Source organism: Arthrobacter sp. 01T428 (genome assembly GCF_056398685.1).
In genome coordinates, this window is sequence record NZ_JBFTPW010000020.1 from 70,181 (window position 1) to 84,865 (window position 14,685).

A 14,685-nucleotide genomic window follows, 5' to 3' on the forward strand; every position below is an offset into this window, starting at 1 on the left:
ACTCGTCCGTGGCTTGGTCGATCGCATGACTGGCCTCATGAGGACCTCTACAGGCCGGCCGTCAGGGAAAGAATCGCGATGATGAATCCGAGGACAATCCAACAGACCGCCAGGACGCGAACCTGCGTGGTGCCTCGCTGTGTCCACCACGCGAGATCGGCAGTAGCCGAAACCCACGTACGGATCTTGGCAGCGCGACGCGCCAGCGGCCGTGCGATAGCCCAACTAAACAGGCCCGCGACGACCATCAAGAGCCCGAATAACACTCCAGGAGCCATCGAATCACCTCGCCAAAACCGCCACTGAGCAGGGCCACTTAGGAACAGCGCAACTGCTCCCGAGGTGTCGGTGACGGTGACCAGAACGGTGCCGACACACGTCACCCACGCCCACGCAGCGGCAACGGGAGCGACCCCCGTTCCTTGAGACTTCTCCGCAATGCCACCCCTCCACTGATCGCCCTTGACCAAAGAGTAAGGGCTACCATCCTGCCGCGACAGAGGTCCGGCCGGAACGCCGCCTTTACTGAGAGACCGTGCCGTGCGCGCGCCTGAGGTCTTGTCTGCATACCGTTGCCAACACCGAGAACCTTGACCAGCGACGTTCCGTGGCAGACGATGTTCGCATCGTGCTGCGTTGACGCTCACTCCCGAGCTGCTCCAAGTGGCGGCTATCAGGGGGACAGCATGGCAAACGTGACGGTCGATCCGGACATTTTTGAAAGTCAGGGCGAGCGGTCTGAGGGGATCTTCGATGGCTGGGACGGGCCTTCACCGTTCTTCCTGGTCATTTCGGACGAAACGGACAAAGCGGCGGAGGCACTCCATGTTGCGATAGGACGATGCATGCGTGTTGACGGCAATGGCAATGAGCTGACCGCCGCCGAGATGGCAAGCACCGGCGAATACACCGCAAATTACTGCTCCCCGTTCTACCTCACAGACAGAGGCCGGATGGCGTACTTGGACACAAACCCCGGGTGACCGAATGACATACGTTTTCAGAGGTGGACTTTCGATCCCCGGACGGTTCAGGATCCAAGGGCCGTGGGTCATACTCACCATGAGCGCCTCGCAGCTTGAGTTCCGCCCCCGGTCCCGGTGGTGGGCGCGCCGCTTCGGCCCTTGGCGGCTCGAGCGTTCGGCCGTCCGCGAGATCTATCCGGGGCGTCCGCATTTCATCTTTTCCTGGACTCCGGTGAACTTCCTCACCAAGGAGAACATGCCGTGGATATTTATGGCCGAATGGCCGGAGGGGGTCCTTGGAGCCGCGGAAGGGCTCGGTTACCCGGTTCGCTATGGCGACCAGATCCCGTGACTGCGCGCCTTCCGGATCGCTTTCGCGCAATCGGGATGGGAACGCCGTCGCCTTGGTCAGTCGATCAATCGGACGGTGGCGAAATGCTCTTCGCAGGAGCTGTAGATCCGCTCGGTCCGTGGTCCTGCGCGAACAGGGAATCCGGTATGCCGACGCTCGTCCACGGAGGAAGGTCCTCGGTGGCCACTCCTAGAAACTCCGCCGCAAGCCGCGCAGCGTGCGCGTTCTTCCGGCGGCCGATCAGAGCTAGCACGGCAATGACGGAAGCTTGAACAATTGCAGGAAGCACCCAGACCGGATTTCTTTCAGACACGCCAATGAGGCCGACAATCAACGCCGGGCCTCCGCCGCCGGCGGTCAGGAGGGCCGCGAACGTGTACTTTCGGGCGTCCGCGCGCATGTTCCCGGCGGCGGCGCCGAATCTGTTGACGAGTCGGGCGCGGGTTGACTTCGCCCTCACCAGTTCCAGGTTTGTCTCATTGATTCTTCTCGCCGTCGCGGCCGCCTCGGCTGCGTCCTGCCGGGACATCCTGACCGCGCGGGGATATAGGGCGCGGGAAGCGGCCCAGCGTTTGGTGAGCTCCGACTGCGCAAGCCTCGGCTCCCCGGCGGCCCTGACTTCCACGCCGGAGCGCGGGTCGAGTTGAGGGAGCGTCCTGTAGTACATCCCGTACTTTGAGAAGCTCTGCAGGGTCGTGTAGCCATGCCGATACTCTCTGCGGCCCTTGAAGGTGGAGACCGCGCCCGACACGGCCGCGGTGAGTCCTGCGAGCAGGAGCATGCAGTAAAACGCGATGGCGAGGTTGGTAACACCGGCGCCATTGTTGCTGGCGATCGCAAACCCAACCATGAGTATGCCCGTGCCTAGGAAGGCCAGGAGACTTGTTGTGGAGGTCCGCTGCCAGGCTGCGGCGCTGAAACCCTTGAGCACGGGATACCGGACCGTCGGCTCCCACGGCGCGGTCGGGACCGCGCCGCCGCCCTGGTCCTTAATGGTGTGAAGCACGTGAGCCTCCTGGGGATTCCACCGGACCAAGTCGGCCTTTAGACTTCGTGAGCCGGTTCATCTGCCGCTTGGCCCCGGTGCCGGGTCTTTCTCTGGCCACGTTGTGTAGCCGAGTTTCCGCTCGGCGTAGTAGGGGCGGATCGCGAGGACAGCGATCACCATGGCCCCGGCGCACAGGGCGATGGCAAGCCAAAGGGGCACCAGCGGTATCCACGTCGGGAAGGCATAGTGGGTGGCGGCGTCGATCAGTGCCAGCGGTGCTCCAACCCCCAAGGCGGCCAGGATCCCTTTGATGAAAGGAACGGCCCGGATCAGCCACATTCCCGCCGGCGGCTGGACAGGCAGCGTGTCCCATTGGCTACGTGGAACGAACCTCACCTCGGCCATTCAAACCCTCCCCACAGGCAATCGACGCTTCGCTGTCATTGAACGTCATGCTACACAGAAACTGCCCATTCGTTTCGGCCAGGGGATTCACCTACATGGTCATGGCCGAGGTTGTTCAGAATCGTCAAGATGATTGCGGCGAGTAGAGGGACCGGTGGCCATTAACCGAGCGGGCTACCTGTGAACGAAATGAATGACGTGACGTCCGTCCGGCATCAGAGTAGGTAGTTCGCTTTCAAGGCTCCGACACACCCGTGGATTCCCGGCCTGCAGGCATGCTTCCACGCCATATCGTAGGCTCGCCTGACACCATTCCAGGAGAAAGAACAGACCTCATGAGCAGTGTTCCTCCACCTCCCGAAAAGCGCTGGCCGTCCGACGCCCCGCAGATACCTAATCCATACGCACCAGTCCAGCCACGCGCTCCGTTCAGCAAGGCGGCAATAGCGGGTTTCATCATCAGCTGCGTCGGGCTTTTCGTCTTTGCCATGGTGGGCCCGCTCGGGACCGCCATCTCAGGCCTTGGCTTCCGGCGGGCCAGAGAGCGTGGGTTGCGTGGTCGCGGGCTCGCCATCGCGGGCATGATCATCGGTGTCGCCGATTTTGCGTTCTATCTCATCGCCCGGTACCTCCTTCATCCGTGATGCACAGCTGGCCAGGTGGCCCTATTTGCCCGCACCCTGCCCGCAGGGTTTGTGTACCCGTGGCCAGTCCTTCGGCTGCATGAATTCCACGAAGCTCTGTGAGGTCGCCGAAGGCGTTGAAACCCGGGGCGAGTAGGCTGCCCGGCGCGCCGGGCGCTGCGAAGTTCAGGCAACAGGATAGAAAAGATGGGCGGGAGTTACCGGCTTCCGCCCGTCGTCCCCTTTCCGGAGGACGGACTTCCGAGCCGCTGAACACTTGAGGGTCATGAACTTCCGCAATCGCCTCGCCCTGCCCGCCGCGTTCCTCTTTGCTGCATTGGCCCTCGCCGGATGTCAGCAGGGAACCCACCCCGCCGATGCGATGACCAAGGCCGCGTCGCCGGCCGTTCCCCAGGCAGTGGCGCCCGTTCCCGGGGGCGCCCCCTCGGGTGCAGCGGCTGCAGCCGTGAAGTCCATCCACTCCCCCGGCATGGTCGCTACCGACGAGCAGCTTGCTGCCGGACAGTGTTCCGCCAAAGTGGTCGACGCCGCCACGGGCGAGTACCTGCCGGACCCGGCCTGCACTCCCGGGGCAACAGATCCCGCGGTTACCCAAGAGAACCTCGATTCGACGATCTGCATGAGCGGCTATACGGCCACGGTGCGCCCGCCCGCTTCGAATACGGACAAGGTGAAGGCCGAGAGCCTGCGCGAATACGGCCAGACTGCCGCGAAGACCACGGAATACGACCATCTCATCAGCCTTGAGCTCGGCGGCACCAACTCCGTGTCGAATCTGTGGCCTGAGCCGAACAAGGCGAGCGCCACGGGCACCACGAACCCGAAAGACGCGGTGGAGAACACTCTGCACAAGGCCATCTGCACCCACAAGGTCACCCTGTCAGCTGCCCAGAATGCGATCGCCCACAACTGGGTCACCGCGGTCAAAGACCTCGGTTTGTAGCAGCGCGGACCGCTGCATTGACCATCCGGGATCTCTCAAATCCCGACGGCGGCCCTCATGCAATCCAGACCCTCTTGCAAGGAGCAATCGACGCGTTCGGCAGCAAATGGGGGTCAAGGAGCGCATCGTAGGATAGAGCGTGCCTGTCCCGCTCCCCTACAAAGTGGGCTGGCACTTTCCTTGACCAACGAGGGAGAGCCCGGTGAGGTCGCCGGCGCCGAACGAAACCACTCCTGGGGTCTCCGAGGGATTCATGATCTGGCTAGGGTCGTTGACATGGTCCAGGCCAACCACGTGACCGAGCTCGTGCTCGATCACAGCCCTCACCTGTTCCGTTCCGAGTTCCGCCGACATCCGTTGGAGTGCAGGGCCGTTCAGCTCCACCTGCCCGCTGACGTAGGTGAAGCCGGTATTCCCAAAGCTGACAGCTTCGCTGCCTCCCAGGCCCATGACAGTTTCCCCTTGCGCGGGATTCGTGAATTTCGGTTGTTCGGCGTGGGTCTCCCAGGCGATGAGCACCGGAGCCCAACGGTCCCCGTACCGATCCTTCTGATATGACCGATGGCCCGCGGATGGAGCCTCTGTCGTGTCGCCGTCGTTGACGAAGGTCAGTCCAGTTGCGTGGGAGATCGCAGTGACAGCTTCCTGGATGAGCTCGGGGCCGACTGCCGGTGAGTTGTCGGGGCGGGTGACGTAATGGATCGCCCGGCACGGATCATAGGTGACCGGACTGCCGTCCTCACCCTTCTGCAGGAAGGCGTATGACTTGCTGGTCACGGTCAGCGGTGCAGGCTGACCAAGGGGGCTCGGGTTTTCCCCGATACCCGCCGGTGGATGATCCTTTGCGCCGGCTGCAGGACCGCCGGGTGCCAAGGGCCCGATCGCACCCGGATTGGCGATGCCATTTAGTCCACCAAGTCCGTTCAGCCCGGGCACAAAGGGGCCTACGAAATAGAGCCCAGCCAGAAGCACAACAATCCCGGCGACGATCGAAACAGCTCTAGCAACCCGCCGCAGTTTCTTGGGTCGCGGGGTAGGATCAGCTGCTTCGCGCCAGGCAGTCGGCGTCGGCGTACGTTCTCCCAGCATTTCTTCGAGCTTCCACAGCGGAATACGTTCCGGCACTTTCCGCGGCCCAGATGCCGAGCCTCCGGTGATCTCCCCGAAGATGCCTTCGTTGTCCCTCGAATCCCCCATCGTCAGAGTTTATCCCCCGTCCGAACAGACATCCCATATTCCGGGCCACATCAAGGGCCTTCGGAACAACGCGCGCTCTTAGGTCATCGGAAATACTCTGAATCCATCCTTGGACCGGCTTACGCCCCAGAGCAAGACGGACCCGTCGAGCCTTCGGACGGCGATGGACCGTTGGACGCTCAAGATGTCCACATCCTGCGGGTAGTCGCACTCGGTGTGCGCTGTGAACTCATCGGCGAATCTGCGGTTGAAGATGAGAGCAAGCCCCTTCCACTTCCGTTTCTCGTACGTGGACAACCCGAAAGAGAAAGCCACCGCGATTCCCGCGACGATGAACAGAGGCCATTTGGGAAGTTCAGCCGACCCGAACAAGGTGACACCCGACAGGATCCAGAACAGGAGGAAGAAAACTCCCGACATGATCCTGACGGCTCTGTATTTCCTCGCTTCGGGGAATGCAACAGTGAAGCCCGTGCGACGATCATCCATGAGGCGCCCCGATCCGCGTTGCAAAGTGCGTTTCTTGCTAGTGAACCAAGAATGTCGAACCGACGATAGAACCTGGCCTCATCCGGCGGGGTGCCTCCGGAGTGACGGCAACGTCGTCGAGTCCCCGGGGTGGTAGAGGCGCCTAGCCATCGGGAAGGCCGAATCGGATTTGAAATCCAAACCCGAAGCATGCTTAGTATGTAGTAACGGCCGTATCGATCGGCTGCCGAACCAGAGGAGGAAACACCATGGGACTAGGCGACAAGATTGAGAACGCTGCCGAGAAGGCTGGCGGCAAGGGCAAGGAAGCTGCCGGGAACGCCACAGGCGATGAAAACCTGAAGGCGGAGGGCAAGGCCGACCAAGCCAAGGGCGATTTGAAGCAGGCCGGCGAGAAGGTCAAGGACGCCTTCAAAAAGGACTGACCTGACCCGTAGAGCAAAGGGCGCATCCCAGCGGGGTGCGCCCTTCGCCGTGCCCGGTACTTGATTCCAGACGGGCTCCCGCGGGCAAACACTCCGCATACTTACTAATCATGGACGCCGGGCAACCTCACCGTTACTGTGATCACACCCGATGTTGCTCATCCGGGGACTGTGTCAATGGAGTCGCAGTGAAATCACATCTGGGGGATTTGATGACAACGCTGGTTCAGTCCGAGGGCGAATTACACCACGACGCAGAGGTCGACACCGTTTCCGGCGTGGACGGCGGTGGAGCGGGGTTCAGCCCAGAACATGAAAATGTCAGGATTGAGGACGCAGGTGAAGGGATCCTCAGGATCATCTTGCGCCCAGGAGGCCGAATCACCGCAGAAGACGGGGGTCTTGTCCAGGAGCGGTACCTGGCGCTGACGGGCGGAAGGGGCGCTGCGGTCCTACTTCAGGTCATCGGCGTCGAGTCTGTCAGCCGCGACGCCGTCCGATTCTTCAGCGAAGCGGCCACGATCACGGCCTTCGCGATTCTGGGTAGCACGCCGGTGGACCGTGTCATTGCCCACGGCAGGCACGGGCTCCCCGCACCGCAGTGCCCCACCCGGTATTTCTCCGATGAACAAGAAGCCTGGGGGTGGTTGCGCGAGCTGCGTCCTGATGCCGCAAAATCCGGCACCAGGACGTCTTCGAAGTACACCGCCCCAAGCCCTCCCCTCTGAACAACGCGGGGTCACTTACGGCCCATTTGGTGCCGCTGAATGGGCCGTAAGTGACCCCGCATTGCGAGATCCCGCGTTGTGAACTGCGCGAGTTAAGAACTATGCGAAGTCCGAGACTGCCGGATCCGGTCCGATGCGGCCTTCGGCGCCTCGGTCCAGGCCGTTGATGGCCTCGATGTCGGCCTCATCCAAGGTGACGCCAAGGGCTGCGAAGTTCTCCTGGATCCGGGACTCGGTCACGGACTTGGGGATCACAACGTTGCCGATCGCGAGGTGCCAGGCGATAACCACCTGCGCCGGGGTGGCGCCGTGCTTGGCAGCAATCTGCGCGATGGTGGCGTTCTCAAGGAGCTCGCCACCCTGGCCAAGAGGCGACCAGGCCTGCGTCAAAATGCCCCGGGCAGCGGCGAACTCACGGAGTTCGGACTGGTTGAAGAACGGGTGGAGCTCGATCTGGTGGATCGCCGGAACCACGCCGGTCTCGTCGATCAGGCGCTGCAGGCCTTCCTTGCTGAAGTTGGAGACGCCGATGGACTTGATGCGTCCGCGCTTCTGGAGCTCGATGAGGGCCTTCCACGTGTCCACGAACTTGTCCTGCTTGGGCTGCATCCAGTGGATCAGGTACAGGTCAAGGGTTTCCAGGCCGAGGCGGTTCATGGACTCTTCGAAAGCCGCGAACGTGGACTCGTAGCCCTGGTCCGCATTCCACAGCTTGGTGGTGATGAAGATTTCCTCGGGCTTGAGGCCGGAGGATGCTATGGCGCGTCCTACGCCTGCCTCGTTGCCGTAGATCTTGGCGGTATCGATGTGGCGGTAGCCGGCGTCGAAGGCCCGACGCACCACCTTTTCGGCTACATCGTCATCAACCTGCCACACCCCGTAGCCGAGCTGGGGGATGGAGTTGCCGTCGTTAAAAGTAAGGTTCGGTGACGAAGTCATGGCTTCCATCCTGCCAGCCGTGCACACGGAGTGGCTACGGATTCCAGCCCCTCTAAGCTAGGCGCTTAATAGTTGTTACGTGGGAATAGACGCGTCTGCACCTAACTCGCCGAACTCTATGAGCCGGCTTTGGTCCCGAGCAACCGTTCGGCATCCTCGACGTGCTCGTAAACGGCTTCGGCGCGTCGCCGTACCGAAGCCGCACCCACAGGAACGGGCCCGACGGCGAGACGCAGCATCGCGGCCGCCTCCGCCGTCGTGGCAAGAGAGTTACCCGCTTTGGACAGCGCGCGGTGGACACCTGCGAGCGATCCCGGAATATCCAGCCCGTCACTGGGCGAACGGAGCTGGGCCTCCACGCAGACCGCACGTACCCTGGACGACAAGTCCGCCAGTTCGTTGGCAATGGCTACGAGTTCGCCGTAGAGCTGCTCGTCTTCGACACCTTCCAGCACCTGGTGATAGCGATCAAGGCCGCGGTGAAATCGGTCGTGGGCACGGCGCCACAATCCTTTGCCAAGTTCAGCGTCATCCTTCCGCCCCTGCCGGACGGCCCCAAAGAATCCCAAACCAGCGCTCAGAGGTACTGGCCCGGACCGTGGTCCGGATCTTCAACTCGAGCAGGTTTGCCTGGTTCCGCTTCTTTGCCGGGAAGGTGGGCACGCTGGGGCTCACCGTTCTCCCCGATAACGACTCCGGGAGCAATCATGGTTCCGGGCGGGAGCTGGCGAAGCTGCAGCTGGGCAACAGCGTGCTCCCGGGCTGCCTGCTGGGCGGCGATGGCGGTCTGGATTCCGTGGAACAAGCCCTCGAGCCAGCCGACAAGCTGCGCCTGCGCAATCCGGAGCTCAGCGTCGGAAGGGGTCGCATTTTCAGGGAAAGGGAGGCTGATACGTTCCAGCTCCTCCACTAGTTCCGGAGCGAGGCCCTCTTCCAACTCTTTGATGGAGCGTTCGTGGATCGCGGCAAGGCGTCCGCGCGCTGCCTCGTCCAGGGGAGCGCTCTTCACTTCTTCGAGGAGCTGGCGGATCATGGTGCCGATCCGCATGACCTTGGCTGGTTCGTCGACGAGGTCCTGGAGGGTGCTGCCCTTCTTGGCGCCAGGCTTCCCGTCGGCCCTGGGGCCCGCTTCCGATGTGCTCTGTGCCGTGCCAGCGTCCAAGGTTGTGCCCTCCACCGGGATGTCGTCAAAACTCTCGCCACTGGGTTGAGTGTCGTCCTGATCGCTCATGCGTTTATACTCTCATGTGCCGCAACTCAGCCCAGCGCCTTGACCAGTATTTCGCCTTCGTCCTTAGCGAAACCACATTTTTCGTAGAAACCCGTTGCATAGAGGTTGGCCGGGACCCAGACTTCTTCCAGCCCGTGTTCCCGCATCCACTCCTCCATGACTGCCAGAAGGGACCGGCCGATACCGCGGCGGCGCCACTGCGCATGGGTCCCCATTTCCATGAGGAGCAGTTCCGCCCAGGGCCCGGCATTACGGCGGCGCTGAATGCAGCAGTGGAGGAATCCCACCATCCCCCCGCCGAGCTCAGCCAGCCAAAACAGCACGGCGGCGTCGCCCAGGAAGGAGCGGGCGCCGTCGTACGTCAACGCGCCCGACGGCGGGACTGAAGGATCTTCGTCGAACAAGTTATCCATCTCCGCCAGGCTGATCAGCGCGCCGGCGTCATCGGGACCAAGCAGCCGGATCCGGACGTCGGCATTCGTCAATGTTTCGATGTCAGCACCTCCCCTGCGGAGCAGTCTATGCGGTGGTTGTCCCGTTGCCGCGGACGATTCCGATCACGCCATTGCTGGCGCCATTCGACTGCTGGACCAGCCTGGCTTCGCAAAGATCCAGCCAGCGGGCCTCCGCCTCGGCATGGAAGATCAGGGAGTCCAGGACAAGCAGCCTGGCGGTATCGGTCACTCTTTGGTTGGCGGCCAGGTCCTTGCGATCCTGTGTGTACTCCTGCAGTTCCCGCAGGGATATCTCACGTTGGGCCTGGATGAGAGCGTGTGCGTCGGTCCCCGCCGTCGAGACGGCCAACGCCAGCTTGATGGCCAATTCGTTCCTCGGCGGCGCTCCACGATCCACCGCAATTGAAAACCATCGGCGGATCTCCGCAGTCCCCGCGTCGGTGATGCTGAAAAGCACGTGGCCTCGGCCGTCGTCGCCCTCTTTGCGGACCAAAGCGTCGCGCTCCAGCCGGTTCAACGTGGTGTACACCTGCCCGATGTTCAGCGGCCAGACGGATCCCGTGCGTTCCTCGAACGCCGCCCGCAATTGGTATCCGTAGCGTGGTTGCTCCTGAAGCAATGCCAGGATGCTGTACCGGATGGACATCGCTCTCCTTCGTGCTGCCGGTTTTGCGGATGTCGCTAGAGCAGCAGAAGGACCTTGCCCATGTGCTCGCCGGAATCGAAGTACTCGTGGGCTTCGCGGACCTGCTCCAAAGGGAACGACTTGGCCACAAGCGGCTTGATCCGGCCGTCGGCCAGCATCGGCCAGACCGATTCGCGGACGGCGTTCATAATGACACCTTTTTCGGCGACCGGCCGCGGGCGCAGGGCTGTGCCGATGATCGCCGCACGTTTGCTGACCAGCTGGCCGAGGTTGAGTTCGCCCTTGACGCCACCCTGCAGCCCGATCACCACCAGCCTTCCGTAGTCCGCGAGTGCTTCCACGTTCTGCTGCAGGTATTTGGCACCGACGACGTCGAGAATCACGTCCGCGCCTTTGCCGCCGTTTTGTGCCTTGAGGCTTTCGGCGAAATCTTCTTCCGCGTAGTTGATGGCGATGTCGGCTCCGAGGAAGGCTTTCGCGGTTCCGACCTTTTCGGCCGTTCCGGCCGTCGTCGCGACCGTGGCACCGTACGCTTTGGCGAGTTGGATGGCCATGGTGCCGATGCCGCCAGTGGCGCCGTGGATCAGTACCGTCTCACCCGCTTGCAGTTGTGCAGTCATGATGAGGTTCGAGTACACCGTGGCGGCTACCTCAGGCAAGGACGCGGCGGTGACCAGATCCACGCCGTCGGGCAATCGCAAGACCTGCTCCGCGGGGACAGCAACCTGCTGTGCATAGCCGCCACCCGAAAGCAGCGCCACTACCTTGTCACCCACGGAAAACGGTTTGCTCACCTCGGGCCCGAACGCTGCAATCCGGCCGGAGACTTCAAGGCCGGGAATGTCGGACGCTCCCGGTGGTGGCGGGTAGAAACCGCGGCGCTGCTGGACATCGGCCCTGTTGAGACCTGCGGCGACGACGTCGATGAGAACCTCGCCGGGGCCGGGAACCGGAGCAGGGACGTCGCGGATTTCCAGAACCTCGGGTCCGCCCGGTTCGGAGATGTAGACGGCTTTCATAGAGTGCTCCCGATCTTGCTCAGTGCAATTGGCCTTTCAGACACCTTAACCGCGTTAATCGCGGAGGCAGGTTTTTGGCACAGCCAACTCCCTATGAAACACTACTAGGCAGGGAAGGTTGTCCGAGCGGCCTAAGGAGCTGGTCTTGAAAACCAGTGTGCGGTAACCCCGCACCAAGGGTTCAAATCCCTTACCTTCCGCGTGGCGCGCTTTAAGGCGCGAACTGGCAGCAGATGCCCACAGAATCGCTTCTTGTGGGCATCTGCTGCTTTTTCGACGGCGCTAGCCAGTTCAGTAGCTGCGGTCCCCGAATCGGCGCTGCACGTCGAGCAGGAACTTGAGCCCGCCGTCAGACAGTTCCGAGTTCCGGAGACTCCAGCTGGCCGACTCCCGCAACGCCAGGCACCGGAGGGTCCGGCTGTTGTCCAGATCCAGGTGCCAGGCGTCATCCAAGGGAATCTCGGTGCCGCCAGGCATCCGGTAACCCTTTGCGTGGAGCGCCGACTGAATCACTTCCCGGCGCACGTTGTACGGGGGCGCCTCGCCGCTAACAGCCCAATGGACCAGCAGGCGCATGACCTCTTTGTCGACGCCGTGCTGCGGAAAGGCGAACCGCTCGGCCAGATAGTCCCACAGGGCTGCAGGATCCTGCACAGCGTGACGGCCAGCGGGGGTGAGGACCAGCCTTCCTTTAAACTTGCGTAACAGTTTCCAATCCTGCAGTTGTTCACGAAGGTCCAGGATCGGAACAACGTTGTTTTCATTTCGCCCCGGCATCGGCCACTCATCATCCCAGCCGAGCTGGGTCATGGCCCGTTTGACTATTGCGGGTTTGAGGTAGCCGGCGGATGTCAGTTCCAGCCCGTCCGGGTGTGCTGCATTTAGAAACCACGAAACCGGGCCAAGGACGGTCTCCCTGTCTTCCGGTGTAGCGTCGCCCGGCCAGATCCGTCGTGCCAGTTGGCGCAGCTGCCCATTCACCGCGACGAGATCGAAGTCGGTGGGGTCGAAATCGGCTGCCGGCTGATGGGTTACCAATTCGAGCCACTTCGCGCACTGGCCATGCTCGGAGTGGCCAGGGTTGCCAAGCACGGCCACCACATTCGCGTAGCCCGCTGCCCCGCCGGAGTCTTCCAGGGGTCCCCGCATCGCGCCATCGAGGCAGGCAACGGTGTTTTCAGGGAGAGTGGCCGGGCCCACGACCTCGATCTCGTGAATCCACGAATCACCAAAATCGTACTCGTACTCCAGCGGAGCTTTACCCGGCCGGGCCGGGTCAATGAGCTCAAGCAGCCCGACGTCGGCAGCAAGCTCGGCGCCGGGTTGCACGCCGTCGTCGTCGGTTCCGATGATGATCCGGCGGACGCCCTTACGATCGACACCGCTAACGCCGTAAAGGTGGCAATCCTTCCAACCGAAGGCCGTCTGAATGCTTCCGTGCAGCACAGCGACGGTGGCCGACTCGGGGAGGACCACCCGCCTCCAAATGAGCGGTTCAGTATCGCGAATTTCTATGCGGAGCTCGACGGCGGGAAACTGCTTGGGTGCGTCCATATCGGCCATTCTGCCAGTAGGGGCAGCGCCCTGATGCAGCCTAGACGGCTACTTCGACATATCCGTCCACCAAACGGGTGGCGTAGCTTGCAAGCCGCAGTTCGGGGTTGGTAAAGCATTCGCCGGTTTCCAGGTCGTACACCTCTTTGTGAAGCGGCGAGGCGATCGTGGGACGGCTGCCCCGGGAACCGACGATTCCCCGCGCCATGACGTTGGAGAGGGTTGCGGGGTCCTGCTGGGATACGGCCAGGACTTCATCCGGCGTGGTGCGGAAGAGCGCTACTTGCCTGCCTCCGACCAGGGCAGCTTCGCCCCAGGCCGGTTCCAGCTCGTCGATCGCGCAGACGCGGTGCCAGCCCGACGCGGTCGGTGCGCTCTGCTGTTGTTCCTTTTCACGATCCAGAATTACGGTCATTTCAGCCCCTATCGCTTAGCCTGCCGGTCCGGCGGATCCAATTCCGCCATCCGGCACGGGCCGTTTGCGGCCACAACTTCACGGTAGGCCCGCCATGTTTCGCCGGAATGCAATCAATGTGTCCTGCTCGTAAAGGAGACCTCACATAACCGCAATCCTCACCGTGATGCCGAAGTTAAGCCCCCGAAACAAAAGGGAAACTGACGCGAAACTGCGCGTCTTTAGTCTGAAGTGACAAGTCGCGGATGACGGTTCTGCGGCACATGCGAAAGGCCGCCAGTGACCGGACATACTTCCCCTTCAGAGAACCCGCGCCGCATTGTCGTCGCGGGCGGAGGCCCTGCGGCCCACCGTTTTGCCGATGCCATGCATACCCGCGGCCTCGAGGGCTGGCACGTCACGGTCCTCACCGAGGAAGCGCACCTTCCCTATGACCGGGTCACGCTGAGCAAGGCGCTCATCGAGGTGGACTACGACCTCACCCTCGGGCACGCGTCGATGTGGGACCACGATGCCCTGGACCTGCGGACTGGCGAGCGGGTGGTCAAGATCAACCCCGAAGCCAAGTCCGTGGAAACCGCTGCCGGCAACAGCTACGAATACGATGCACTCGTGGTCGCGACGGGTTCGAACGCCGCGCGCCTCCCGATCCCGGGCGCCGAACACACCCACGTCTACCGAACGCTCGAAGACGTCTGGGCCATCAACAAGGCGATCACCGAACTCACCGCGAAACTGGGACGCAGGATCAAAGCCGTCACAATCGGCGGCGGCCTCCTGGGCCTTGAATCGGCCGCCGGGACTGAGCGGCTTGGCGCCACCCCGATCGTCATCGACGGTGCGCCTTGGCTGATGGCAACGCAGCTCGACGAAGGCGCTGGCCAGGCAATGGGCCGGCTCATCAAGGACAAAGGCTTCGAAATCCACGGCGGCGTGTTCCCCTCGGAAGTATTGTCCGACGACGGCCAGGTCACCGGCGTCCTCATGGCTGACGGCCGCATCATCGACGCCGACATCGTGATCGTCGCGATCGGGGTCAGGCCCCGCGACGAGCTCTTCCGTGCAGCGGAGGGTGAGGAGCAGGTCTTTACGATTGGCCCTCGCGGCGGTGTTGTCATTTCCGATGGTTGCGAAACCGAGATCCCCGGCATCTTCGCCATTGGTGAAGTCGCCAACTTCGATGGCATGTGCCTGGGGCTCGTGGCTCCGGCGAACACCATGGCTGAGATCGTGGCCGACCGGCTGCACGGCGGCCAAGCGACGTTCCCCGGCTTCGACACCGCCACCAAG

At 62.6% G+C, this 14,685-nt stretch carries 20 protein-coding genes and 1 tRNA gene; 8 read left to right on the top strand and 13 right to left on the bottom strand.

The window, feature by feature from the left end:
• Window positions 1-47 precede the first annotated feature (47 nt).
• On the bottom strand, window positions 48-278 hold the full coding sequence (locus AC1DJB_RS18855) for a hypothetical protein (protein ID WP_441438439.1): 231 nt from the start codon (window positions 276-278) through the stop codon (window positions 48-50).
• 408 nt (window positions 279-686) lie between these two features.
• Between AC1DJB_RS18855 and AC1DJB_RS18860 the strand changes: the two genes are divergently transcribed.
• Window positions 687-983 (top strand): hypothetical protein, encoded by a 297-nt coding sequence (locus AC1DJB_RS18860; protein ID WP_441438438.1) that lies wholly within the window; start codon window positions 687-689, stop codon window positions 981-983.
• 79 nt (window positions 984-1,062) lie between these two features.
• Window positions 1,063-1,317: a hypothetical protein gene (locus AC1DJB_RS18865; protein ID WP_441438437.1), complete on the top strand. Its 255-nt coding sequence runs from the start codon at window positions 1,063-1,065 to the stop codon at window positions 1,315-1,317.
• A gap of 64 nt (window positions 1,318-1,381) precedes the next feature.
• Here AC1DJB_RS18865 and AC1DJB_RS18870 read toward each other — a convergent pair whose 3' ends face one another.
• Both AC1DJB_RS18870 and AC1DJB_RS18875 read right to left on the bottom strand, forming a co-directional pair.
• Window positions 1,382-2,323, bottom strand: coding sequence for a hypothetical protein (locus tag AC1DJB_RS18870; RefSeq protein ID WP_476910690.1), 942 nt, complete (start codon window positions 2,321-2,323; stop codon window positions 1,382-1,384).
• A gap of 57 nt (window positions 2,324-2,380) precedes the next feature.
• A complete protein-coding gene (locus tag AC1DJB_RS18875; RefSeq protein ID WP_059388654.1) occupies window positions 2,381-2,710 on the bottom strand; it encodes a hypothetical protein in 330 nt (109 codons plus the stop codon).
• A gap of 335 nt (window positions 2,711-3,045) precedes the next feature.
• On the opposite strand from AC1DJB_RS18875, the gene AC1DJB_RS18880 reads away from it, so the two are divergent.
• Together AC1DJB_RS18880 and AC1DJB_RS18885 are read left to right on the top strand one after the other, a co-directional pair.
• Window positions 3,046-3,354, top strand: a complete 309-nt coding sequence (locus AC1DJB_RS18880; protein ID WP_306962695.1) for a DUF4190 domain-containing protein — start codon at window positions 3,046-3,048, stop codon at window positions 3,352-3,354.
• A 265-nt stretch (window positions 3,355-3,619) separates the two neighbouring features.
• Window positions 3,620-4,297, top strand: a complete 678-nt coding sequence (locus tag AC1DJB_RS18885) for a hypothetical protein (protein WP_284988787.1) — start codon at window positions 3,620-3,622, stop codon at window positions 4,295-4,297.
• Window positions 4,298-4,453: 156 nt separating this feature from the next.
• Here AC1DJB_RS18885 and AC1DJB_RS18890 read toward each other — a convergent pair whose 3' ends face one another.
• Window positions 4,454-5,494: a matrixin family metalloprotease gene (locus tag AC1DJB_RS18890; RefSeq protein WP_441438436.1), complete on the bottom strand. Its 1,041-nt coding sequence runs from the start codon at window positions 5,492-5,494 to the stop codon at window positions 4,454-4,456.
• A 78-nt stretch (window positions 5,495-5,572) separates the two neighbouring features.
• Window positions 5,573-5,983, bottom strand: a complete 411-nt coding sequence (locus AC1DJB_RS18895; protein ID WP_284988785.1) for a hypothetical protein — start codon at window positions 5,981-5,983, stop codon at window positions 5,573-5,575.
• A gap of 248 nt (window positions 5,984-6,231) precedes the next feature.
• On the opposite strand from AC1DJB_RS18895, the gene AC1DJB_RS18900 reads away from it, so the two are divergent.
• A complete protein-coding gene (locus AC1DJB_RS18900; RefSeq protein ID WP_059388645.1) occupies window positions 6,232-6,408 on the top strand; it encodes a CsbD family protein in 177 nt (58 codons plus the stop codon).
• A gap of 212 nt (window positions 6,409-6,620) precedes the next feature.
• Window positions 6,621-7,136 carry a DUF7793 family protein gene (locus AC1DJB_RS18905; protein ID WP_284988784.1) on the top strand — a complete coding sequence of 172 codons (516 nt, stop codon included), beginning with the start codon at window positions 6,621-6,623 and terminating at the stop codon, window positions 7,134-7,136.
• Window positions 7,137-7,235: 99 nt separating this feature from the next.
• Here AC1DJB_RS18905 and AC1DJB_RS18910 read toward each other — a convergent pair whose 3' ends face one another.
• The 6 genes from AC1DJB_RS18910 to AC1DJB_RS18935 all read right to left on the bottom strand — a co-directional run bounded on the left by AC1DJB_RS18910 (window position 7,236) and on the right by AC1DJB_RS18935 (window position 11,426).
• The gene (locus tag AC1DJB_RS18910) at window positions 7,236-8,075 is read right to left on the bottom strand and encodes an aldo/keto reductase (protein ID WP_476910691.1); all 840 of its coding nucleotides are present in this window, start codon (window positions 8,073-8,075) and stop codon (window positions 7,236-7,238) included.
• A gap of 116 nt (window positions 8,076-8,191) precedes the next feature.
• Window positions 8,192-8,644: a hypothetical protein gene (locus AC1DJB_RS18915; protein WP_441438435.1), complete on the bottom strand. Its 453-nt coding sequence runs from the start codon at window positions 8,642-8,644 to the stop codon at window positions 8,192-8,194.
• Between the two features lie 8 nt (window positions 8,645-8,652).
• Window positions 8,653-9,306: a bacterial proteasome activator family protein gene (locus AC1DJB_RS18920; protein WP_059388643.1), complete on the bottom strand. Its 654-nt coding sequence runs from the start codon at window positions 9,304-9,306 to the stop codon at window positions 8,653-8,655.
• A gap of 26 nt (window positions 9,307-9,332) precedes the next feature.
• Entirely contained in the window at window positions 9,333-9,791 is a 459-nt protein-coding gene (locus tag AC1DJB_RS18925; protein ID WP_307053098.1) for a GNAT family N-acetyltransferase, read from the bottom strand.
• A 34-nt stretch (window positions 9,792-9,825) separates the two neighbouring features.
• Entirely contained in the window at window positions 9,826-10,407 is a 582-nt protein-coding gene (locus AC1DJB_RS18930; RefSeq protein WP_441438434.1) for a PadR family transcriptional regulator, read from the bottom strand.
• A 35-nt stretch (window positions 10,408-10,442) separates the two neighbouring features.
• Window positions 10,443-11,426: an NAD(P)H-quinone oxidoreductase gene (locus AC1DJB_RS18935; protein ID WP_059388640.1), complete on the bottom strand. Its 984-nt coding sequence runs from the start codon at window positions 11,424-11,426 to the stop codon at window positions 10,443-10,445.
• Window positions 11,427-11,538: 112 nt separating this feature from the next.
• Between AC1DJB_RS18935 and AC1DJB_RS18940 the strand changes: the two genes are divergently transcribed.
• Window positions 11,539-11,626, top strand: a tRNA-Ser gene (locus AC1DJB_RS18940).
• A 91-nt stretch (window positions 11,627-11,717) separates the two neighbouring features.
• On the opposite strand, the gene AC1DJB_RS18945 is transcribed toward AC1DJB_RS18940, so the two are convergent.
• Window positions 11,718-12,980, bottom strand: a complete 1,263-nt coding sequence (locus AC1DJB_RS18945; RefSeq protein ID WP_441438433.1) for a plasmid pRiA4b ORF-3 family protein — start codon at window positions 12,978-12,980, stop codon at window positions 11,718-11,720.
• Window positions 12,981-13,020: 40 nt separating this feature from the next.
• A complete protein-coding gene (nirD, locus tag AC1DJB_RS18950; RefSeq protein WP_284988777.1) occupies window positions 13,021-13,395 on the bottom strand; it encodes a nitrite reductase small subunit NirD in 375 nt (124 codons plus the stop codon).
• A 279-nt stretch (window positions 13,396-13,674) separates the two neighbouring features.
• Here nirD and AC1DJB_RS18955 point away from each other — a divergent pair.
• Window positions 13,675-14,685: NAD(P)/FAD-dependent oxidoreductase (locus tag AC1DJB_RS18955; RefSeq protein WP_441438432.1), on the top strand; the 1,011-nt coding region annotated here is incomplete at its 3' end.